The following is a 21,484-nucleotide window of genomic DNA, read 5'->3' as shown; positions in this document are numbered from 1 at the left end:
CTTTTGAGCCGCTTAGTATCATTTGAGGTGAAATCAAAAAGATAAAAAACATGCCCACACAATATGGAACAATCGACCAGAGCTTTCTTGACCAACTTGTTGAACTGACAAGCAAGGAGCGGGTTTCAACCTCCCAAGCGTTGCGCGATCAACATGGAACAGATGAGTCTTACCATGAAGCTTTCGCCCCGGATGTGGTGATCTTCACACATAGCACAAAAGAAGTCGCCTCTGTGGTGCGTTTATGTGCTGAAAAGAAAATACCGATCATTCCTTATGGCACGGGCACCTCCCTTGAAGGTCATGTGGCGGCCCTTCATGGTGGGGTTTGTATTGACCTTTCACAAATGAATGAGGTGATAAAAGCCCGCCCACAGGATTTGGACGTGACTGTGCAGGCAGGGGTGACGCGCAAGGCGTTAAATGAATATTTGCGCGATACCGGATTGTTTTTTCCCATTGACCCGGGCGCAGATGCTTCGCTTGGCGGGATGGCGTCAACACGGGCTTCAGGCACCAATGCAGTGCGTTATGGCACCATGCGCGAAAATGTCCTTTCCTTAACGGTGGTGAACCCAAAGGGCGAGGTGATCCGCACCTCTTCACGCTCTAAAAAATCAGCAGCGGGTTATGACCTTACCCATCTTTATGTGGGATCAGAAGGCACGCTGGGTATCATTACTGAAGTAACCTTGCGCCTTTATGGTATACCAGAAAAAGTCACAGCTGCCGTCTGCCCGTTTCCAAGTTTGGAAGAGGCGGTTAATATGGTGATCACCACCATTCAGTGCGGCATTCCCGTTGCGCGCATTGAATTGCTTGATGATCGCCAGATGTATGCGGTGAACCAATATTCAAAGCTGAATTATGAAGTCGCCCCCACCTTGTTTTTTGAATTTCACGGCTCGCCCTCAGCTGTGGATGAACAGGTAGAACAAGTGAAATCGATCGCTGAGGATTTTGGCGGGGAGAATTTCCAATGGGCCAGCCAGCAAGAAGAACGCGACCGTTTATGGAATGCGCGCCATAATGCTTATTATGCCGCCCTTGCTTTGCGCCCGGGGTGTCGTGGTGTGTCATCGGATGCCTGCGTGCCCATATCGCGTTTGGCAGAAGCCATTTTAGAAACCAAGAAGGATATTGAAGCTTCATTTCTGGAGGGCACGATTGTGGGCCATGTGGGGGATGGTAATTATCACACCCTGTTTGCTTTTGACCCTAATGATGAAAAGGAACTGGCTGAAGCCAAGCGTTTAAATGCCCGCATTGTTGAGCGCGCCCTTGTCATGGAAGGGACCTGCACGGGTGAGCATGGTGTCGGCCATGGTAAAATGAAATATCTTGAAGATGAGTTTGGCGAGGCTGGCCTTGAGATTATGCGCTCCATAAAGAGAGCCATGGACCCGGATAATATTATGAACCCGGGTAAAATCGTGGCCCTTTAAAGGGTGTTTTGGGCAATTAAGTCTTCCAGCTTGCGACACTGTGAAAGCACATTTTCATTGGTGCTGGAGACCACATTGAAATCTGATGTGCGCGCACGCATAAAACTGGCAATGGCTGTCATCACGCCTTTGTTGCCTTTCCAGCTTGTTTTAATACGTTTGAGCTGGGCCTGAATGTCAGCTTTATCCAAACTTTCTTGAGCGCCCATTTGTTTGAGAATTTGGTCAAACTCGCGAATAGAGGCAGACAGATATTTTCTGTTTTGTGCCGGGTTGAACCCATAAGACACAAGACAAAATTCTTTTGCCGCTTTTTGGCTTAACAAAGAAAGGCGACTTGCGTTTTTTTGCACATTGGTATTTGAGTTATAAAGTTCAGACAGGTTTTTGGAATGGGCCAGAAGCGGAAGATTAAAGTCTGCAATCATATTTACATCCAAGCCGGGATAAGCAGGCATATCTGCCAAAATAGAGGAGGCAAAATGCAAGTTGGCCCAATCGGGTTTCAATTTGCGAAGGGCTAATTTAATAATAGGTGTTGGCGCTGTTTCTTCTAAGTGCTGAAGTTTTTGGGCAAACTGCCCCTGACTTTCCAACAGAATAGTTCGGTATTTTTCTGGTTCACTAAAAGTGCCAAGAAAGCAGGCTGCTTTTGCCATGCGCTGGGTCAACATAGCCAGTGTGTCTGAGGTGCTATTGGCTAAAGCTGAAGAAGCCCCCATAAAAAGGCTGAGCCCCAAAAAGGCACATAGTACGATTTTTTTATGCATATTGTTATCCCGCTGATCATTTGACTTGTATTCAAGTTTCAAATCCAGTGAGAATATGTAGTTTGATTATGCGCAAATGGATATAAGGATAAACCCCTAGTTTTGTAATAAAAACAAGGATTTATACCTGATAAGTAGAATGAGTAAAAGGCTTGTTCGCCCTAGCGGGTTTCCATATTTTTATAGTAGTTGACCATCATGCCAACGATCTCATTACTTTGTTTAAGCATTTGATCATTACTTTTTGAGATGGTTGAAAACTCAGCATCATGGGCCTGTACGCCATTGGCGATCGCAAGATAAATACCGCGTGGGGACTGCCAGTCAGATTTAAGCTGGGTTAGGGCATAACGGATATTAATTGTTGGTGCTGGCGGAATGTTTTTGATGGAATCGCCATTGCGCAGATCATCAAGGGCGATATCAAAGTCCTGAATTGTCTTTTTAAGGGCTTGTCGGTTTTTCTCGACATCTAGCCCATAGGAGATAAAGCAAAATTCTTTTGCTGCTTTTTGGCTGAGCATACGTTGGCGCCCTGCCACGTTGATGGCGCGTACACTACCGGTGCTTTTTGTTCCCTTATAATAGGCGCGTTCCATGGTTTGAACAACCGCATTGGATTGTTTAAGTGCTGGCAGATTGAACTGTTCAATCATATTCACATCAAGGCCGGGGGTCTCAGGGGACTCGATCAAAATACGGGTGGCAAAGTCCAGCATGTGCCAATAGGGCTTCACATTTTCCAGCTCAGCCAAAATAGAAGGCTCCGTTTCTGCGGGGATGTTCAGGCTCGGGTTGCCATTGGTTAATGTCTTGAGGCTGTCATCAAACAGTTTACTGGCATCAATGAGCATGGCGTGATGTTTATCAACTTCACTATAGCTACCAATAAAACAGGCTGCTTTTGCCATGCGTTGGGTGAGCATACGTTGGCGCCCGGCAATATCGACCTTACGTCCTTGGACCTCATCGGCACCTTGTGCCGTTGATATAAAGCTATCAGACGCAAAAATTGTACTGAAAACCATTGCAACAATTAAGAGTTTACGCATCAATAAATGTCCCCAGACGGTATTTGATGTTCATTCAAAATGTACCATTTCAGTTGATAAATGCAAGGAGAAGGTCTCTTTAGACGCGTTCATAGGTCCTGACCCTAAATAAACGCAAAGCAAGTTTTCCCAGACCAAAACACAATAAGACCATCAAGATGGGCCAGGCAATTGTCTCAAAGCTGAAGATCGTGATCAGGGTAATGATCTTTTGCGGCACAGTATCAAGCATGGTCCAGATTTGGTCTGATTTCACCAAACTTGTCATGGTTTCCAGATTAGGAACGATGGTGCTGCTTTGTGCTTGGGCTGGTGTGTTTGAGAAAATTGATTTTGGCTTATCTGTGATAATCTCAGGGGGAAGAAGTTGGGAAACGCTGGGGCCATCACTGACCGCTTTTCTGGTTTTTTCTTTAACCTCTTCCACATGCTCAATTGCATTTGCATAATCGGGCTTTAGATAATGTTCTGAAATGGTTTGTCCACTGAGTGCAATGGCGGGGATGAGCAAGCGTGAAAACACCACACTTAGGCATAAGATACTGCCAATAGATTTAAGGTTTTTTTGCCATGGCTGTTTTACCCAAGGCGCAAGGGCTAGGGGGAGCAGGGCAAGGGGAAGTAGATACCCCCATGAAATATCGCCAAGAACCGTAATGAGAATTTCCTGCACACCAATGCTGGCAAGGGCGATTAAGATTAAATCAGAAAATTGCTCAACCATATCATTGACAGGTTCCAGCACTTGACCGGGTTGCCCGCTGATGATCATGGCATCCAGCTCAACGGATTCTAATAAGGAAATGGCCCCGTTTAAGGTACGTGCTGCGGCATAGGCGTAAGTTGCCCGCTCGCGAATATCAGCCAGATAGGCCCCGGCTTCTTCTTCAAAGGCGGGCAAGGGCGTGGCGTGATAAAGACTGTCAAACAGCCCTGTAAAACAAAGAAGGATCAGGATAATGGGAAGCGCTGAGAGTTTTAAGCGGTGTGTCATTATGCTGATCCTATTTTTCTTACCAAGGGGGAGTGAACTTAATCAAACACATCATCCCATGTGCCTTGTGTGGCAGCTTTTGAATATTCCGTTGCGCGGTTTTCAAAGAAGTTGGCATGTTCAACGGCATTGAGCATGGCATCAAGCCACGGCAGCGGGTTTTTCTCAATATTATATTGCGGCTCAAGACCAAGCTGTTCAAGGCGGCGATCCCCAATATAGCGTATGTATTTCTTGACCTCATCTGCTGTGAGCCCTTCAACCGCGCCCATTTCAAAGCATAGATCAATGAAAGCATCTTCATGCTCGATAATAGTCGCGCATGCCTCATAAAGGCGTTTGTGCAGCTCTTTAATATCAATCTCAGGGTTTTCTTTAAGGAAAGTTTTATAGAGCTTGATGATGGAATTACAATGCAGCGTTTCATCGCGCACTGACCATGTGACAATCTGGCCCATGCCCTTCATTTTATTCAGGCGGGGGAAATTGAGCAAAATGGCAAAACTGGCAAACAGTTGCAACCCTTCGGTAAAGCCACCAAAAACCGCCAGCGTGGTGGCAATATCAATTTTGCTATCCACACCAAACTGCTGCATATAGTCGTACTTGTCCTTCATTTCCTTATATTTAAGGAAGGCGGCATATTCAGCCTCAGGAATACCAATGGTATCAAGCAGGTGGGAATAAGCCGCAATATGGATGGTTTCCATATTTGAAAAGGCCGATAGCATCATTTGCACTTCGGTGGGTTGGAACACGCGCGTGTAATGGCGCATGTAACAGTTATTTACCTCAATGTCACTTTGGGTGAAAAAGCGGAAAATCTGCGTGAGCAGGTGACGCTCAGCCTCAGAGAGGTTTTTATGCCAGTCTTTTACATCATCGGCTAAGGGCACTTCTTCAGGCAACCAGTGGACTTGTTGCTGGGTGAGCCACGCTTCATAACACCAAGGATAGCGAAACGGTTTATAAACGGGATTTGCATCCAGAAGTGACATCTTAAAATTACTCCACGAGAATTGTCACTCTGGCACAGGCCAGAGACCATATGGATACTGAGCTATATCAGCATGACGCGTAAGTGTTACTGGCAGGCCAGACATTCATCATATTTATTTTCTTCATTAGCCAAAGGCAAGCGCGGATTGTCCGGTGTCTCGACTTTTTCCAACAAAGCTTTCAGCGTATCTGGCATATGGTCTTTGGTTGCGACCACTTCAGCGCGCTGGATGGATTTGGAGCGACAATAATAAAGGCTCTTTAATCCCCGCTTCCAAGCTTGGAAATGCAATTGGTGGAGATCACGTTTATGCACATCAGCAGGCAAGAACAGGTTGACCGATTGGGCTTGGTCAATAAAGGGCGCACGGTCTGCTGCTAAATCCACAACCCAGATTTGATCCAGTTCAAAAGAGGTCTTAAAGACGTCTTTTTCATCTTGGCTGAGGAAATCAAGATGCTGCACGGAACCTTCATTTACTGTAATAGAGGTCCATGTGTCTTCATCATTATGACCGTGTTCTTCTAGCACTTCAGCAAGGTAAGGGTTGCGCACATTAAATGAGCCAGACAGTGTTTTATGCATATAGCTGTTGGCAGCAATGGGCTCAATACCTGGGCTTGAGCCACCACAGATGATGGAGATTGAGGCCGTTGGGGCAATGGCGGTTTTACAGGAGAAACGCGCCTTGATGCCGTATTCTTCTGCATCCGGGCAAGACCCACGCTCATCAGCAAGCGTTTCTGAAGCTTCATCGGCCTTTTTCTGGATATGTGCAAAAATGTTGCGGTTCCAGGCCTTTGCCAAGGCAGATTCAAACGGCACTTTGTTTTTTTGCAGCAAGGAGTGGAAACCCATGGCCCCAAGCCCGACAGAGCGTTCCCGCATGGCGGAATATTTCGCGCGGGCCATCTCATCTGGCGCTTTTTCAATAAAGTCATCGAGAACATTATCAAGGAAGCGCAGGATATCTTCGATAAAGCGTGGGTTGTCTTTCCACGACTCGTAATTGGCAAGATTTACCGAAGACAGGCAACAGACTGCTGTGCGTTCTTCACCATGATGATCAATGCCTGTAGGCAGCGTAATTTCAGCACACAGGTTTGAGGTTTTAACCGACAGGCCTGCAAGCTTGTGATGCTCAGGTAAAGAGCTGTTCACATGATCAGAATAGATGATGTAAGGCTCGCCTGTTTCAATACGTGCGGTCAGAATGCGGATCCACATATCGCGCGCGTTGACGCTGCGCATCACTGTGCCATCATGGGGCGAAAGCAGTTTCCAGTCTTCGTTATTTTCAACCGCGCGCATGAATTTGTCAGACAGTAAAACACCATGGTGCAGGTTTGGTGTTTTACGGTTTGGGTCGCCCCCTGTTGGGCGGCGCAGCTCAATAAATTCTTCAAGTTCTGGGTGGTGGTCAGGCAGATAGACAGCTGCTGAGCCGCGACGAAGGGAGCCTTGGGAGATGGCCAAGGTCATGGAATCCATCACGCGGATGAAGGGCACAACACCGGATGTTTTACCCACGCGGCCAACTTTTTCACCAATAGAGCGCAAGTTCCCCCAGTAGGAGCCAATCCCGCCACCTTTTGCTGCCAACCAGACATTTTCAGTCCAGAGACCCACAATCCCATCAAGGGAGTCATTGGCTTCATTAAGGAAGCAAGAAATCGGCAGACCACGCGTCGTGCCACCGTTTGAGAGAACGGGCGTTGAGGGCATGAACCACAGGCGGCTCATATAATCATAAATACGCTGGGCATGGGCATCGTCATCACCATAAGCAGAAGCCACACGACCAAACAGGTCTTGATAGCTTTCTTCCGGCATCAGATAGCGATCTGCCAATACTGATTTACCGAAATCTGTCAGATAACTGTCACGGGCATGGTCCACATGAACCTGTGCCCCGCCTTGGACCTGCACCACATCAAGCATACTTGATTCCACTGTCTTACGCCTCCGCTTTCAAACGTCTTATATAATAGCCATAGGCACGAAACAGCCTGTTGGATGAATGGGGTGCATTCACCTTGTTTCGCATCTATTAAATTTTCAGAGTGGTTCTGTTATGGGCAGAACCTTATTGTCTTATGGGGTGTTCATACAGGCTGGATTCGCGCATCGACCGCCTATCTCTTGGGGAGAAGACGGTCGTCAGATCGAAGCGACTCTGTTGTCGGTGTCGATTGGAAAAAACCGGGGCAAAATCGGCGGAATTTGGCGGCTTTTTCTGCGGCAAAGTCCATGTGATGAACGTGCCTCATGTCTAGATATTGTGTGTCTGAAGGCTTAATGTCAACAAATTATAGTGTTTGTTTACATTTTTTTGACAGAGAAAAAATTCCGCATGCAAAACGGGGCGCACAAAGCCTGAGGTTTGTAAAAGTCGTCTTAGGAGACATGTGCGACAGCACGTGTGATGCCATCTTCAACAGCTGTTTCAATCTCTTCACCAAGAAAGACGCCGTCTTCTTCTTGGCGTGCCTTGAGTTCTGCGACTTCATGCAAGATACTGTCAATTTCGTTGATAACTTCTTTGGCATTACCTGTGAGTTTATCACCTTGGCGCTTGATCAGATTCTCTGAAGCCTGAATGCGTTTACCCACTTTCGAAGAATGAATGGTTTGATGGGCAAAGAAATAATCTTCTAGAGCCTGTTTTACTTTTTCCGGGTTTAACTGTGTTGTTTTAAGACAGGCCAAAACATTCTTGGCATGTTCCATCGGGCGACGTTTTAATTCATCCATCGTCAGAGGCAGGCGGTCCACCACGAAGTTTTGCGACATGCAGGCTGCTTGCAGCATATTGACGTCAAAATTATTCTGGCGATAAAACAGATTTAAGATGACCAGATCAAAGAAGATATTGTCATAGAATTTATAAAGGCGGTTCAGGTTGGTGATAACCGGACCCACATCGGGTTCTTCCTGCTGATTTACAATCTGGCAGATACATTCAAATTCCGTATTAAACTGTTTCTCGCTTAATTGCAGGGCATAAGATAACAGGCTGAAGCTGAAATGGGGTGAAAGATCAAAGACACCCTGTTTTTCTAGAACCTGCCATTCTTTGTGAATGCGAATGGGGTTGGTATCGGGCACATCAACGGCTTTGACTTTTTTAGCTGCTTTTTTCTCTTTCTTGCCAAAGGAGAAAACCTTTTTCAGGCTAGAGCCAATGCCTGCACTGCTTTCTTCTTTTTTCGGGCCAACAATCTTAATTTCTTGTGGCAAACCCGCAATACCTGCGCGGGCAATTTCACCGGCCCAATCATCAAAGGCAAGGCCGATGATGCCGATGATGTCGCGGTGGCGTTCTTCTTGATAGAGTTTAAGAACATCTTCATCGCTGTCATCTTTGTCTGTGTGAATATAGACACGCCGGCTGAGCAGGTCGCGCTTTTCTTCCACAAGGTCAATGAAAGGCTGGCGTAGAATTTCGGGGAATTGCGTTGAGAACAAGAAGAAAGGGGCAACGCCATCTTCATGAACATCGCTTACCAGTTTTTGTTTGCGTCCATCTGAAACCACATGATCACCACGCAAGAAACCTAAACGCTCACATAGTTTTTTATAGGCGTAATCAATGAGGATTTTTTCTTCACGAGGATAAGGAAATGCCTTGGGATCAAAGGGCTCTTCTTCTTCATCTTCCTCAAGCTCTTCTTCAGGCTCCTGAACGGCTTCAGCTTCTACAGGGGCTTCTTCTGCTTCGGGTTCAGGCTTTGCTTCTGGCTCCGGCTCCGGCTCAGGAGAAGGCGGCGGAGCCTTGGCTTCTTGGATACGCGCAATTGTATTACCTAGTGCCATTTGAAGCTCATTGGCGCGCTTTTTTGAAAACTCGGTAAATTCTTCGTCCTTAAAGCCCAGACATTGTTCTAAAAAGCTCAAAGAGGTTTGAACTTTCATCAAGATATCGCCGGGTAGATTGCCTTCTTCATGGTTGGCAAGCTCAGAAAGGACTTGGGTGACCGCATTATCAATGGTGGTGATCAGGGTGTTTTTATCCGTACCCGGGGGCAGGGTCGCCAAAGCCATAAACGCATTGTTACCGCCCGGTGCAGACCCGGTTTGCGTTTTTCCATCATTGGGTGGCGTTGTTTGCATTTGTATCCCTGTTTTCATGCGAACAAAATTGCGCGTAAATTGATTATTTTCTAGAATTATGATCGTCTATTGTTCATTTATCAAGCCTTAGTCGAATGAATTTAAGCCATAAAATAGAAAAAACATATAATTTTATATATTCTGTCTTTTATGATGTATATAATTGATTTTTATTGCTTAACGCTTATTCGGGTTTAGGTGTGGTTAGCACAGATATTTTCTTTCTAGGATAATAATAAAGTGAAAAAGGTCCTGATCGGCCTTGGCGTTTTTGTTGCCTTGGTTTTTGCTGCAATTCTTGTTGTGCCCAGCTTTATTGACTGGTCTGGCTATCGTGTGGATATTGCCCAAAAAGTAAAAGAGGCCACAGGGCGTGATTTGCTCATTGGCGGTGATATCTCTTTATCGCTTTTGCCCTCACCTGTTTTAAAGGTCAGCGATGTGCATTTTGCCAATGCTGAGGGTGCGCAAAATCAGGATATGTTTTCAACCCGCCAGCTTGATGTACGCGTGGCCCTTATGCCGTTGCTGCGCGGCACGGTCCATGTGCAGTCTATCCGCATGATCGAACCGACCATTCATCTAGAAGTTTTGGCAAGCGGGCAAGGAAACTGGGACTTTAAAACCCAAGCCCAAGCTGGGGAAAGTTCAAGTGCGCCCAGCCAACAAGCAGGCGATCCTTCATTTGAAGATGCTCAAGAAAGTAAAGAGCAACCGCTGCCCCTTCAGATTGATGATTTTATTATTGAGCGCGGACGCTTGATTTTTGAAGATACAGCCAAAGGCCTTAAAGAAGAAATCAGTGATATCAATAGCCGCTTTGCCATTGGTGCCTTAAACGGCCCGTTTGAAGCGGCCGCAACCATGACGGTGCGCGGCATTCCTATTGGTTTTGATGGCTCGGTTGGAAAGATTGTTCATGGGCGCACGGGTTCATTTGCTGCCCAAGTAAAGCTGGCTCATGGTGAAACTACTGCGCGTTTGAGCGGGACCTTGGTGAACTTGCCGGAAGGTCCAAAGGTGAAAGGTAAGCTTGCTTTTAAGGGAGAAAGTCTTGCGGGCCTGATCAGTGCGTTTGATCCCTCACCCAAACAGCATGGCGGGCTAAATCGCCCGTTTAATATTGAAGGGGAAGTATCTTATGCGCCGTCTGGCCTGACTTTTGGGGAAGATGGCTTGAGTTTGGCGCTGGGCCAAGATCGTGGCTCCCTCCAGTTTAGTTTTGAAAATCTTGAGACCAAGAAACTCACCGCGAGCGCCTCTTTTAATAAAATTGATGGCGATGCATGGCTAACAGCTAGGCCGTATCAGGTTGTGGCACCCAAGCCACTGGCGTTGGTGATTAGCCCCTCAAATGAAAGCGGGGCCTCTGATGGTACACGGGTTTCAACAGTTTTAAGTAATCCGGTTGTTCAGGACAAACCAAGTGATGCGGGCCAAGGTGCGACACAATCTTTTACTTTGCCCAAGGATATGGAGGCAAGCCTGTCTCTTAACGTGGATGCGTTGTTGTTAAAAGGTAAAGCCATTCGTCAGGTGCAAGGTGCGGTTTCACTCAGCCAAGGTGAGTTGGCGCTTGAGCGTTTATCGGCCATCTTGCCCGGTGCGGGCGAAGTCTCTGTATTTGGGGTGGCAGGTGAGCGTGATGGTCAGCTCCAGTTTGATGGCTCGCTTGATTTAAATGTTGCACATTTGCGCGGTGCGCTTGAATGGGCTGAAGTCGATGTAAAAGGCGTGCGCGCTGATCGCCTCCAACAAGTTATGCTCAGCAGCCAAATTGCAGCAACGCCTAAAGAACTGCGTCTTTATGATGTGAAAGCCACTATGGATGGCTCAACCCTGACAGGGGCAACAACCATTGCTTTAAGAAGTAGGCCCTCTTTTGGGGCGAGCTTGCAGCTGGACCGTTTTAACGCAGATGCTTATCTTAGGGAGAAACAGACGGTTGAGAAAAAGCCCGTTGCAACACCGACAAGCCCCACCACGCAAGAGCCTTCACAGGCAAAAGCGCCACAAAAACCGGTGAACCCCTTAGAGGTTTTAGCGTTTCTTGATCGTTTTGATGCCAATCTGGACCTGTCAGTGGGCCAAGTGACTTATGAGAAAAAGACCATTAAAAAAGCCAAGCTGGAGGCTTCCGTTTTTAATGGGGATGTGGTGATTAAGAAGGCTTCTGTGGGCTCCTTTGGTGGAGTGTCCCTTGAGGCTACTGGAGGGTTGAATAAATCTGAGGCAGGCCTGCTTGCTGAAAACCTCACCCTGACAGCCCATGGCAAATCATGGGCCAATGCAGCGCAAATGCTTGGTTTAGGTGATGTGGCAAACTGGCAAAAGATCGGTCCTGTTTCACTAAATAGTACATTAAATGGTAAAGTCTTGGCGCCAAATCTGGACGTGAGCATTGATGCCTTGGGAAGTAGTGTGATTGTGGCAGGTCAGGCTGATTTATTGCCCTTACCCAAAGGCGAGGCCAGTGTGAATGTGCAGATCGCGAATTTGGGTAAAGTCACGCGTGGTCTGGGACTTTCTTATCAGCCCACAGGCAACCCGGGGGACATTGAGCTTAATAGTGATGTGAGCTTTAACCTGTCAGGTGCAAGTCTTGAAAATATCACAGGCAAGGTTGGGCAGTCCGCTATTTCAGGTAAGGTCACATACAAGCTTAAAAAGAAACCGTTTGTTGATGTGTCTTTAAAAACGGGGGCGTTGCGTCTTGATCCATTTATGGCAAAACAGGTAAAGGCCCGTTCATCATCTCAGGCAAAATCTGCGGCCAATAACAACCGTGCGCGAAGTGGAACGCAAACCTCAGCCAGCGGCAAATGGTCGCGCGAGAAAATAGATTTTTCCGCCCTTCACGGTCTTGATGCAAAAATCCGTCTTCAATCGACTGCTTTGCTACATAAGAAAGTGAAGGCTGAGAATGTGGTTTTAAAGGCGGATTTAAAAGATGGCGTTCTGGATGTGAGCCAAGCATCTGCGAACGTGTTTGGCGGGCAGTTATCTGTCACCTCTAAAACGCAGGCAAACGAGATTGCACAGATTGATACCTCGGTTAAAGCAACAGGTTTGAAGCTGGCACCTCTGTTAAAGGGTCTGGGAAGCCAGACGTGTGCTGATGGCACAGTGGCTTTACAAGGTCGCTTTGAGACTCAAGGTCAAAGTCAGTATGATTTTATCTCTGGCCTCAATGGGGATGTTGATTTTGGGTTGCAAAAAGTCTCGGTGGGATCAAAAGGTAAAGGCGGCTCCCCCCTTGATGTTTTAAACCTCTTGGCTGTTCTATCTGGGACAAACCCGTCAAAGGGCTTGGCTGATATTTCAACTAAAGCTGTGGTGAAAAAGGGGGTCGCCACCCTGACAACAGCAAGTTTGAGCTCTAATATCGCCACAGGCTCAGCCACAGGTCAGGTGGATTTGCCCAATTGGCTTATTGATATTTCAGGAGCCTTGAAGGTTCAGCAAAACGCCCTTGTTGGGTTGTTGGCGAAAAAAGCCAAGATGAAACAGGATTATCCCTTTGCCATTAAAGGGGCCTTGGATAAACCTGATGTGAAGCTCGATACGGGCGGGGTTTCAAGTGGGGGCGGTTTGATTATTCCGCTGCCTGATAAGCTTGATAAAAAAGGCTATGGTAATATCATTCGCGGCCTGCTCGGCGGCGGGGTGAAAAATACGGCGCCAAAGGTTGAAGAAACAACAGCCACACCCCCATTGCCCGCTAAGGATGGCATAATCGCACCGCCACCTCCACCCCCAGGGGGCAGCAACAGTTCTTCAACGCCACCGCCATCGGTTGAGCAGCAGCTTTTACAGGGTTTGGGAAATGTGTTGAAGAATCGCTGACGTTACTTCACGTAAAGCCCTAGCTTTTCTCTGAGATCATCGGGGAGAGGAACGGATTTTTCATTTTCCGTATCGGCCCAGACCAGAATATTTTCAATGGTGCTGAAACATTTGTCGTTACAAAACAATCCCTGTTCAATGACCACAGACGACGTGCCAATGCGGCGCACCACATTACCGATGCGGACTTGACCGGGATAATAAGCAGCTGCCAAATAGCTGATGGTGAGCTTGGCAATCACCCAGCCAATGCCAGAGCCTGCGGTGCAGCCGGGATAAATCTCTTCTAAAAAATCCACCCGTCCACTTTCTGAATAGATGGCAAAGGCGGCATTGTTGACATGACCAACGCGGTCAAGGTCGGCAAAGCGAATTTTCTCATCTGTCCAATAGCTATAACTGTCTTGGCAAGTCAGGTCTAAATCAGCCACAATCTGCGTCCTTTCGTATCATTTGAAACCTTTTTAGCAGAATGTGTGATAGTATGTATAGGTTCCAAAAAAGACAAAAGAACGTTGAACCATAAGATTTCATCTTGAATGGCGGAATTTCTCATCCCAAATGATGAAATACGGCTGGTAAAACATGACAATTTCCTTTAGTGTCCGCAACAAAACAAATATGTGTGTATTGATACACAAAATATTATTGCAATCACATAGAGCACACCGTTTACAGGGGTGCATCACAACTTGCTGGAGATGACTGTGAAGTCGATTAAACCTGTTCTTATTTCTGGTCGCGAAGTTCACCCTATTATTGAAGGTGGTAAAGGCGTCGCTGTTTCAAATGGTCGAAGTGCCGGTGCTTTTGCTGCAGCAGGTTGTGTTGGGACATTTTCCGGTGTGAACCCAGATTCATATGATGCAGATGGCAACCCCATTCCCCAAGTTTATAAAAACAACAAACGTACAGAGCGTTTTGAAGAGCTGATCGCTTATGCCATTGAAGGCGGTATCGCCCAAGCGCGCATCGCTCATGAAGCCTCAAACGGTGAAGGTCGCCTTCACATGAATACTTTGTGGGAAGCCGGTGGGACTGAACGTATCATCCATGGTGTTTTGCAAGGTGCAAAAGGGTTGATCCACGGGGTGACTTGTGGCGCAGGCATGCCTTATAAAATGGCAGAAATTGCTGCACAATATGATGTGTATTATTACCCAATCGTTTCTTCCATGCGTGCGTTTCGTGCTTTGTGGAAACGCTCTTATTCAAAACACGCCAAGCTTTTGGGCGGTGTGGTTTATGAAGATCCGTGGAAAGCTGGTGGGCATAATGGTCTGTCAAATGCAGAACGTTTTGATCAGCCACAAGACCCATACCCCCGTGTTGCAGAAATTCGCAAGTTCATGAACTCTGTTGGCTTGAACGATGTTCCCATCGTGATGGCGGGTGGTGTTTGGTATTTACGTGATTGGGATAACTGGCTGGATAATCCAGAAATTGGTCCGGTGGCCTTCCAACTTGGTTCGCGTCCCTTGTTGACAAAAGAAAGCCCGATCCCTGATTCGTGGAAAAACCGTTTGTTGAATTTGGTTGAAGGCGATGTGTCTTTGAACAAATACAGCCCAACGGGTTTTTATTCATCTCAACTCAATAACGATTTCTTGAAAGAGTTGGGTGAACGCGCTGCACGTCAGGTGACTTTCTCGCGCAAAGCGACAGAAGAATTAACAGGCGAAGTTAAAGTTGGCGCACGTGGTCGCTCTATCTTTGTGGCGGCTGATAAACAAGCTGATGTTGAAGGCTGGATTGCACAGGGCTTTACAGAAGGCATGCGCACACCGGATGACTCCATGATTTTTGTGGCACCTGAAAAATCACAGGAAATTTTGGCCGACCAAGCGGGTTGCATGGGCTGTCTGTCAGCTTGTGCATTCTCTAACTGGGCGGATAATGAGGAAAATACAACAGGTCGTTTGGCAGACCCACGTTCATTCTGTATTCAGAAAACGCTGCAAGATATCGCCCATGGTGGCTCTGTTGAAAACAACCTCGCCTTTGCTGGTCATAATGCCTTTAAATTTGCAGATGACCCGCTTTTCCAAGAGGGCCGCAACGGGAATTTCCCAAGCGTTGCTGATCTTGTAGAGCAACTTCTCAAAGGCGACTGAAGAAAAATCACCTGAAATTGACCTGCGTCAAGTAAAGCTTGAATGGTATCTGACATATTCGGCGCAAAGTTTAAACATTCTAATTAAAAACTACGGGTTTTCACTTAGGATGAAATGGCGCAAAAATTTGTTAGAACAGGTGAATTCAATGGAAAAAGTACGTCCCTTCAGCCACGCTCTTGATCGTCTTCGTGATGCTGGTCTTCGTCCAACTCGTCAACGTCTAGCTTTGGCTAAATTGTTGTTTGATGAATGTGATCGCCATATTACGGCTGAGCAGCTTCACTCAGAAGCGCTTGCAGGTAATATTCGTGTGTCACTGGCAACGGTTTATAACACGCTACACCAGTTTACGACGGCAGGTTTGCTTCGTGAAATCGTTGTGGATGCGGGTCGTTCTTACTTTGATACCAATACAACGTGCCACCATCATTTCTTTGATGAAAGCACAGGCGTTCTTTCTGATGTGCCGGATGGGCAGCTTGAAGTTTCAGGCATTCCAACACCGCCAGAAGGTGCGCAAGTTGAAAGTGTTGACGTCGTAGTGCGTATTCGCGCTGCGTCATAATTCGAAAAGAGCTGTCTCTATTCGAATTAAAAGCCGGGTTCTGGGGGGAGCCCGGCTTTTGCTTTTTCAGGGTTAAAATAAAAAGCTTTTAGCGCAAGTGTTTCGTGCAGCCTGCCAGCAAGTCACAGTTCTCACATTCATTTTGCATCGCATCATGGTGCTGTTCTTGCCATTGTGAAACAAGCTTATAAAAATGCGTGGCAATATCTTCACTGCGTCCTTGGAGTTTCGAGCAAGCTTCTAAGAGATCGGTGACTTTTTGCTGGTTGGAAATTTTATATTTATCCAGATGCTCACAGGATATGGTTTTATATAAATGCTCTTTATAATGGAGTTGTTCTTCTAAGTGGCTTAAAAGGCGGGAGAAGACGCATTCTCTGAAACTCTGATCATCTAGGGCCGCAGGATAGGACTCGCAAAAAGCGATAATATTATTAATTTTACGTTTTCTTTGAGAAAGATAAGGGACGTATAGCTCGTCCTCATAGTTCATATGCTGTCTATTCATGAAATCACCTTAGCGCTGTCTTTTTATCAGTAAACAACATGAAAGAAATTTCATATATACCCATTTGGTATCACTTAAATGGGTGAGGTAAGACTACGTATGAGGTTTTGCACTCAATTCTTCACGTCCATTTTTTCAAGATTAAGGCGGGCGGTCTGGGCCGTTTTGCTGTGGGGGTCTTGCTCAATGGCGCGCATCCAATCTTGGCGCGCAAGATCATTTTTGCTTTCAATACGGTGTAACATGCCGCGTTCCAAGTAAGCTTCCCCATGGGCGGGGTTTAAATCAAGCGCGCGATTGATATCAAGAAGGGCAGCGTCAAAGTTTTCTGTTAGGCGATGAACCGCCCCGCGAAACACATAGGCATCCACATTGAGATCATCCAGCCCAAGGGCTTTGTTAAGATCATCAAGCGCGTCTTTATAATGTTGTTGCGTGCTGCGGATATGGCCCCGGTCCACATAAAGCTCCGCATTATTTTCATCCAAGCTGATGGCGGTGGAAAGAACAGCGCGTGCACGGTTTAGATCATCGTTTAAAAACCAACCCTGTGCGGCTTGGGCTAAAATCTGTGCTTTAAACTCTTTGGGGCGGCGCGAAATGTCAGCAAGTTTTTCCAAACGTTCTGCGCCGGTTTTATAGCGTTTCATCGCTATGAGGGCTGTTGCAATACAATGTTCAGCAGCCTCACCACCACCAAGGCCTTTCCATGTTAAAGCCGTATCAAAGGCATCTTCAGGGGCTTGGCGCACAAGGTTCATACAAGCACTATATTGTTCGCCATGATTAATGCTTGCTGCCTGAGCTGCCATAGAGGTGCAAAACAAAAATGAAAATGCTGCAAGAAAAGCCTGACGTTTCACAAAAAATCCCCTTACATTAAAAACAGATATCTTTTTTCTTTATGAACGATTTTGCTCCATGAAAACACTCTTTATCTTTGGTCTTGGCTATTCTGCCTCACATTTTGCGCGTCAAGCTATGGCAAAAGGCTGGCGCGTGATAGGCACATCGCGCGAAGAAAACCCCATAAAAGGCGTGGAAACGATCTTCTTTGATGGTCAGGAAAAGATTGAGAATTTCGCCCAAAGACTGGAGCAGGTCACCCATATTTTACATTCCATTCCCCCTCATAAAGAAACAGGCGATTGTGTCTTTAACCTGCATGGTGAGGAGCTGGAAAAATTACCGAACTTACAGTGGATGGGCTATCTATCTACCACGGGTGTGTATGGTAATGCCGATGGGGCAATGGTTGATGAAAACAGCTTGCGAGCCCCCAGCAGTGCACGATCACAGGCACGCAAAAAAGCTGAAGACTGTTGGCTTGGCACAAACCTGCCCATCCATATTTTTCGCCTTGCCGGGATTTATGGGTTGGGGCGCAGCATCTTTGATCAGGTCCGCTCAGGGCGTGCGCGCGCGATTGATAAACCAAACCATGTATTTTCGCGCATTCATATTGATGATATCGCAGGTGTTTTATGGGCTTCAATTGCCAAGCCAAAGGTGGGAGCGGCTTATAACCTATGTGATGATGAAGCTTGTGAGCCGGTTAAGGTCTTGGCATATGCCTGCGATCTGATGGGCAGGGGTATGTTACCTATAAAGAGCTTTGAAGAGGCTGCAAAAATCATGTCGCCCATGGCGCTTACTTTTTGGCAGGATAATAAACAGGTGGATAATACCAAGATCAAGCAAGAACTTGGCTATGAACTCATTCACCCCGACTATAAAGAAGGTTTAAACGCCATTTGGGCGCAGGAAAATAAAGATGTTTGATGATCCTATCTATCTCCTTGCCATGATGGGGACAGCCGTTTTTGCCCTGTCTGGCGCAATGGCGGCAGCGCGCAAAAAACTGGATTTGTTTGGCTTTATTATTGTGGCGCTTGCCCCTGCTGTGGGCGGGGGGACCGTGCGCGACCTTTTGCTTGATGCTGATTATGTTTTTTGGGTGAAAGACTTAAATTATGTCTATGTGGTCGCTGGCGTTGCTGTGCTGTCTTTCTTTCAGGTTCACCGCTTGGATGGTAAAAAATATGCACTTTTAATGTGGGCAGATGCCTTTGGTTTGGCGCTTTTTACCATCATGGGGACCCAAGTTGCCATGACCTATGATATCCATCCGGTCATGGTGGTGATTATGGGCATGATCACAGGGACTTTTGGCGGCATGTTGCGCGATATTGTCTGTAATGAAGTGCCATTATTACTGCAAAAAGAGATTTATGCCTTGGCTGCTATTGTGGGCAGTTGTGCCTATCTGATCTTAATCGATATGGGTATCCCGCAAGAAGGCTCTATGTTGATTAGCGTCACCGCCACCTTTGTTGTGCGCGGGCTTGCCATTCTCTTTCATTGGAGCTTGCCACCCTATAAAGGTGGACAGACTTAAAGCGTTATCACAGATATTTGGCGACCGTAATCGGGCTCATTGTTGTGGGTGGTGCGGCGATAACTAAAGAAACGCTCTGCATCAACATATGTGTCCACAGGGGAGCCTTCAATACCGTTTAAGCCGAGCTCATCCAGTTTCATTTTTACAAAAGCGGGCAGGTCAAACTGGAAGTGGCCTTCATTTACACTTTCAATGAAATAACGGCTATAGTCAGGGTCATGGTTAAGGAAGGTCTGTCTGAAATTACCATCGACTTCATAAGAAGCTTGATGGATGCACGGTCCTACCGCAGCCTTGATGAAAGAGCGGTCTGCCCCAATCTCTTCCATGGCCTTGACTGTATTTTCAAGCACACCGCCAAAGGCCCCTTTCCATCCCGCATGGGCTGCACCAATGATGTTGTTGGTGCTATCATGAAAGAGAACAGGTGCGCAATCAGCTGTTAAAATACCCAAGGCCACATTGGGCATTTTGGTGACAAGTGCGTCGACTTCGGGGCTGCGCTCGCGCGTCCAGACTTTATCAACAATTTGCACGCGGTTGGAATGAACTTGGGCGGCAGATAATAAGTCTGAGGCTTGGTTGCCCAAGGCTTGCACCACAAGGGCGCGATTGGTCATCACATCAGTCAGGCTGTCTTTTGATCCCCATGCGCAATTAAGCGAGCCGTAAATCCCCTGACTAATCCCGCCTAAACGGGTGAAAAACCCATGGCTGGTTGTGATCGTGTCTGAGGTCAAAAAAGTTGCATCTTGGCTCATGTTAACAGTCCTCAAATGCCGCAGGGGTAGGGTGATCAGGGTGGGTGGCACAAATTACTTTAAACAGGCTGCCCATCTTTTCTGGCGAACAGAGCCGTTTATGGGCCGCGATCAGGCTTGTGCGTTGGTCGTCATTGGCTGTTTGTAACAGGGCTTGAAAACGTTGGGCAATGCCAAGGCGCTCCAGAAATTCGCCTTGCCCCATCGGCCCCCATGTTTTGGCCCCGCCTTCTACAAAACTTTGCGCGAGCGTTTCAAAATCCACATGGGCGGTAAGATCGGCCTCGCCCGGTGTTTCTAAGACAGGGGCAAATTTATGATCTTTCAGGGCTTGTAAAGTCTCACCAAAATCAGCTTCTTGATGACCATAATCAATGGCAAGAACGGCCCCGCCTTGTTCTTTTATACGTTGGCCCAGACCAAAGGCGATGGCTTGGGACACAGGCGAGATTTCAAACAGGCCTGCCTCATTTCTATCTTTTAAACGCTTGGGCATTAGCGCAAGGGCGGCTTCATCGCTTTTAAGCACAAAACGCAAGCCTTCACCTTCAGGCTCAATATCAACAAAACGCTCCGCCCAGCCTTTTTCACCTTTTTCAAACTGGCGAATGGGCAGGGCATCAAAAAATTCATTGGCGATAAAAAGGGCAGGTCCTTCTGGGATATCACTAAAATTCTCATGCCAGCTCACCTTTAGGGCGCAGTCTTTTAAGCTGGCTTGTTGCTTTTCTTTTAAGGTCGGGCTGATTTCCACGAGATGAATATTAAGCGCGTCATGAAAGCCCGGTACCGCTTGTGTTGCGCGCAAGGCATCACTCATCAAGCTCCCCCGACCGGGGCCAAGTTCAACCAGATGCATCTGTGCAGGGCTGCCCATTTGTTGCCATGAAATAGCCGCCCACAGGCCCAAAAGCTCACCAAAGCATTGGGAGATTTCCGGTGCGGTGGTGAAATCACCCTTTGTGCCAAACGGGTCACGGTTCATGTAATAGCCATGTTTGGGATGGCATAAACATTCTGTCATGAAGTCTGAAACAGAAACTGGACCGTTGGTTTCGATCTGGCGGCGCAAAAGGGTGTGAAGTGGGCTCATGCCTCTTCCTTATTTTTGCGCAAGGCCATGACCATCAGGGCAATACCAATGAGGATCATGGGGATAGACAGCCATTGCCCCATGGTGGAGCCGCCGCTTAAATACCCGATATGGGCATCGGGTTGGCGCACGGTCTCAACGATGGAGCGCGCAATGCCGTACCCTGCGATAAACAGCCCGATAAACAGCCCGCTTGAGTGGCGCAATGTTTCTCTGCGCGAGATGATAAACATGATGATAAAGAGAATAAGCCCTTCCATGGCTGCTTCATAAAGCTGGCTTGGATGGCGCGGGTTTGGCCCGCCATTTGGAAAGATCACGCCCCAAGCCACATCTGTTTCACGCCCATAAAGTTCTGAATTGGCAAAATTGGCAATGCGCCCGAAAAATAGGCCAATGGGTGCGCCACAGGCAATCAGGTCGCCAAAGGTCATCATGGGGAGCTTGTGTTTTTTACAAAACAGGATGGCTGCAACCACCACACCAAGGAAGCCGCCATGAAAGGACATGCCGCCTTTCCAGACCTGTAAAATCGCGCCCGGATTGGCGGCGAAATAGTCCAGATTATAAAACAGCACATAACCAAGGCGCCCGCCGATCACCACCCCAATGGTCGCCCAAAAGAGAAAATCATCCACATGTTCATGGGTGATGTTACCGGGGAATTTCTTGGTGAGATATTTGATATAGTGCCAGCCCCCCACAAGACCGACGATATAAGCCAGTGCATACCAGCGAATGGCAATTGGGCCGAGCTGAACAGCCACGGGATCAATCATGGGAAAGGCAATGGCAAAAGTCATCGTATATCTCTTTTAT

18 protein-coding genes are annotated in these 21,484 nt (G+C 47.2%); 6 read left to right on the top strand and 12 right to left on the bottom strand.

Features of this window, described 5'->3' with window-relative positions:
* Nucleotides 1-50: 50 nt before the first annotated feature.
* Nucleotides 51-1,445, top strand: coding sequence for an FAD-binding oxidoreductase (locus tag MTBPR1_RS11280; RefSeq protein ID WP_069189118.1), 1,395 nt, complete (start codon nucleotides 51-53; stop codon nucleotides 1,443-1,445).
* Here the strand turns inward: MTBPR1_RS11280 and MTBPR1_RS11275 are convergent.
* From MTBPR1_RS11275 to MTBPR1_RS11250, 6 genes are all read right to left on the bottom strand, one after another.
* Complete coding sequence (locus MTBPR1_RS11275) at nucleotides 1,442-2,215, bottom strand: hypothetical protein (protein WP_069189117.1); 774 nt, start codon at nucleotides 2,213-2,215, stop codon at nucleotides 1,442-1,444. The genes MTBPR1_RS11280 and MTBPR1_RS11275 overlap by 4 nt on opposite strands.
* A gap of 161 nt (nucleotides 2,216-2,376) precedes the next feature.
* Nucleotides 2,377-3,267, bottom strand: coding sequence for a type IV pili methyl-accepting chemotaxis transducer N-terminal domain-containing protein (locus MTBPR1_RS11270; RefSeq protein WP_069189116.1), 891 nt, complete (start codon nucleotides 3,265-3,267; stop codon nucleotides 2,377-2,379).
* 79 nt (nucleotides 3,268-3,346) lie between these two features.
* Nucleotides 3,347-4,261, bottom strand: coding sequence for a hypothetical protein (locus MTBPR1_RS11265; RefSeq protein WP_069189115.1), 915 nt, complete (start codon nucleotides 4,259-4,261; stop codon nucleotides 3,347-3,349).
* 38 nt (nucleotides 4,262-4,299) lie between these two features.
* Nucleotides 4,300-5,259, bottom strand: coding sequence for a ribonucleotide-diphosphate reductase subunit beta (locus MTBPR1_RS11260; protein ID WP_069189114.1), 960 nt, complete (start codon nucleotides 5,257-5,259; stop codon nucleotides 4,300-4,302).
* A gap of 86 nt (nucleotides 5,260-5,345) precedes the next feature.
* Complete coding sequence (locus MTBPR1_RS11255) at nucleotides 5,346-7,202, bottom strand: ribonucleoside-diphosphate reductase subunit alpha (protein ID WP_069189113.1); 1,857 nt, start codon at nucleotides 7,200-7,202, stop codon at nucleotides 5,346-5,348.
* Nucleotides 7,203-7,658: 456 nt separating this feature from the next.
* Entirely contained in the window at nucleotides 7,659-9,374 is a 1,716-nt protein-coding gene (locus MTBPR1_RS11250) for a hypothetical protein (RefSeq protein WP_069189112.1), read from the bottom strand.
* 240 nt (nucleotides 9,375-9,614) lie between these two features.
* On the opposite strand from MTBPR1_RS11250, the gene MTBPR1_RS11245 reads away from it, so the two are divergent.
* A complete protein-coding gene (locus tag MTBPR1_RS11245) occupies nucleotides 9,615-13,220 on the top strand; it encodes an AsmA family protein (protein WP_069189111.1) in 3,606 nt (1,201 codons plus the stop codon).
* A 2-nt stretch (nucleotides 13,221-13,222) separates the two neighbouring features.
* Here MTBPR1_RS11245 and MTBPR1_RS11240 read toward each other — a convergent pair whose 3' ends face one another.
* Nucleotides 13,223-13,651 (bottom strand): acyl-CoA thioesterase, encoded by a 429-nt coding sequence (locus MTBPR1_RS11240; RefSeq protein WP_069189110.1) that lies wholly within the window; start codon nucleotides 13,649-13,651, stop codon nucleotides 13,223-13,225.
* Between the two features lie 276 nt (nucleotides 13,652-13,927).
* Between MTBPR1_RS11240 and MTBPR1_RS11235 the strand changes: the two genes are divergently transcribed.
* A complete protein-coding gene (locus tag MTBPR1_RS11235; protein WP_069189283.1) occupies nucleotides 13,928-15,334 on the top strand; it encodes an NAD(P)H-dependent flavin oxidoreductase in 1,407 nt (468 codons plus the stop codon).
* A gap of 148 nt (nucleotides 15,335-15,482) precedes the next feature.
* Nucleotides 15,483-15,902: an iron response transcriptional regulator IrrA gene (gene irrA / locus MTBPR1_RS11230; protein WP_069189282.1), complete on the top strand. Its 420-nt coding sequence runs from the start codon at nucleotides 15,483-15,485 to the stop codon at nucleotides 15,900-15,902.
* A gap of 88 nt (nucleotides 15,903-15,990) precedes the next feature.
* On the opposite strand, the gene MTBPR1_RS11225 is transcribed toward irrA, so the two are convergent.
* Together MTBPR1_RS11225 and MTBPR1_RS11220 are read right to left on the bottom strand one after the other, a co-directional pair.
* Nucleotides 15,991-16,410 carry a hypothetical protein gene (locus tag MTBPR1_RS11225; protein WP_126465190.1) on the bottom strand — a complete coding sequence of 140 codons (420 nt, stop codon included), beginning with the start codon at nucleotides 16,408-16,410 and terminating at the stop codon, nucleotides 15,991-15,993.
* A gap of 113 nt (nucleotides 16,411-16,523) precedes the next feature.
* On the bottom strand, nucleotides 16,524-17,273 hold the full coding sequence (locus tag MTBPR1_RS11220) for a tetratricopeptide repeat protein (protein ID WP_083223046.1): 750 nt from the start codon (nucleotides 17,271-17,273) through the stop codon (nucleotides 16,524-16,526).
* Nucleotides 17,274-17,331: 58 nt separating this feature from the next.
* On the opposite strand from MTBPR1_RS11220, the gene MTBPR1_RS11215 reads away from it, so the two are divergent.
* Nucleotides 17,332-18,192 (top strand): SDR family oxidoreductase, encoded by an 861-nt coding sequence (locus tag MTBPR1_RS11215; RefSeq protein ID WP_069189108.1) that lies wholly within the window; start codon nucleotides 17,332-17,334, stop codon nucleotides 18,190-18,192.
* A complete protein-coding gene (locus MTBPR1_RS11210; RefSeq protein ID WP_069189107.1) occupies nucleotides 18,185-18,808 on the top strand; it encodes a trimeric intracellular cation channel family protein in 624 nt (207 codons plus the stop codon). Before MTBPR1_RS11215 ends, MTBPR1_RS11210 begins: the two co-directional genes overlap by 8 nt.
* On the opposite strand, the gene pgeF is transcribed toward MTBPR1_RS11210, so the two are convergent.
* From pgeF to lgt, 3 genes are read right to left on the bottom strand one after another with little or no spacing between them, the layout of a single operon-like run.
* On the bottom strand, nucleotides 18,805-19,572 hold the full coding sequence (gene pgeF / locus MTBPR1_RS11205) for a peptidoglycan editing factor PgeF (protein WP_069189106.1): 768 nt from the start codon (nucleotides 19,570-19,572) through the stop codon (nucleotides 18,805-18,807). The genes MTBPR1_RS11210 and pgeF overlap by 4 nt on opposite strands.
* Nucleotide 19,573: 1 nt before the next feature.
* A complete protein-coding gene (locus tag MTBPR1_RS11200; RefSeq protein ID WP_069189105.1) occupies nucleotides 19,574-20,665 on the bottom strand; it encodes a class I SAM-dependent methyltransferase in 1,092 nt (363 codons plus the stop codon).
* Nucleotides 20,662-21,468 (bottom strand): prolipoprotein diacylglyceryl transferase, encoded by an 807-nt coding sequence (gene lgt, locus MTBPR1_RS11195; RefSeq protein ID WP_069189104.1) that lies wholly within the window; start codon nucleotides 21,466-21,468, stop codon nucleotides 20,662-20,664. Before lgt ends, MTBPR1_RS11200 begins: the two co-directional genes overlap by 4 nt.
* Nucleotides 21,469-21,484: the final 16 nt, after the last annotated feature.

Origin of the sequence: Candidatus Terasakiella magnetica (assembly GCF_900093605.1) — a bacterium.
GTDB classification, from domain to species: domain Bacteria; phylum Pseudomonadota; class Alphaproteobacteria; order Rhodospirillales; family Terasakiellaceae; genus Terasakiella; species Terasakiella magnetica.
Note: the sequence above shows the minus strand (reverse complement) of the source record. Positions and strands in the feature narration are given on the sequence as shown.

Bases quoted from the DNA above. Each gene is read 5' to 3' on its own strand.
- MTBPR1_RS11280 (WP_069189118.1), top strand. From the start codon at position 51: ATGCCCACACAATATGGAACAATCGACCAGAGCTTTCTTGACCAACTT.
- MTBPR1_RS11275 (WP_069189117.1), bottom strand. From the start codon at position 2,215: ATGCATAAAAAAATCGTACTATGTGCCTTTTTGGGGCTCAGCCTTTTT.
- MTBPR1_RS11270 (WP_069189116.1), bottom strand. From the start codon at position 3,267: ATGCGTAAACTCTTAATTGTTGCAATGGTTTTCAGTACAATTTTTGCG.
- MTBPR1_RS11265 (WP_069189115.1), bottom strand. From the start codon at position 4,261: ATGACACACCGCTTAAAACTCTCAGCGCTTCCCATTATCCTGATCCTT.
- MTBPR1_RS11260 (WP_069189114.1), bottom strand. From the start codon at position 5,259: ATGTCACTTCTGGATGCAAATCCCGTTTATAAACCGTTTCGCTATCCT.
- MTBPR1_RS11255 (WP_069189113.1), bottom strand. From the start codon at position 7,202: ATGCTTGATGTGGTGCAGGTCCAAGGCGGGGCACAGGTTCATGTGGAC.
- MTBPR1_RS11250 (WP_069189112.1), bottom strand. From the start codon at position 9,374: ATGCAAACAACGCCACCCAATGATGGAAAAACGCAAACCGGGTCTGCA.
- irrA (WP_069189282.1), top strand. From the start codon at position 15,483: ATGGAAAAAGTACGTCCCTTCAGCCACGCTCTTGATCGTCTTCGTGAT.
- MTBPR1_RS11225 (WP_126465190.1), bottom strand. From the start codon at position 16,410: ATGAATAGACAGCATATGAACTATGAGGACGAGCTATACGTCCCTTAT.
- MTBPR1_RS11215 (WP_069189108.1), top strand. From the start codon at position 17,332: ATGAAAACACTCTTTATCTTTGGTCTTGGCTATTCTGCCTCACATTTT.
- MTBPR1_RS11210 (WP_069189107.1), top strand. From the start codon at position 18,185: ATGTTTGATGATCCTATCTATCTCCTTGCCATGATGGGGACAGCCGTT.
- pgeF (WP_069189106.1), bottom strand. From the start codon at position 19,572: ATGAGCCAAGATGCAACTTTTTTGACCTCAGACACGATCACAACCAGC.
- MTBPR1_RS11200 (WP_069189105.1), bottom strand. From the start codon at position 20,665: ATGAGCCCACTTCACACCCTTTTGCGCCGCCAGATCGAAACCAACGGT.
- lgt (WP_069189104.1), bottom strand. From the start codon at position 21,468: ATGACTTTTGCCATTGCCTTTCCCATGATTGATCCCGTGGCTGTTCAG.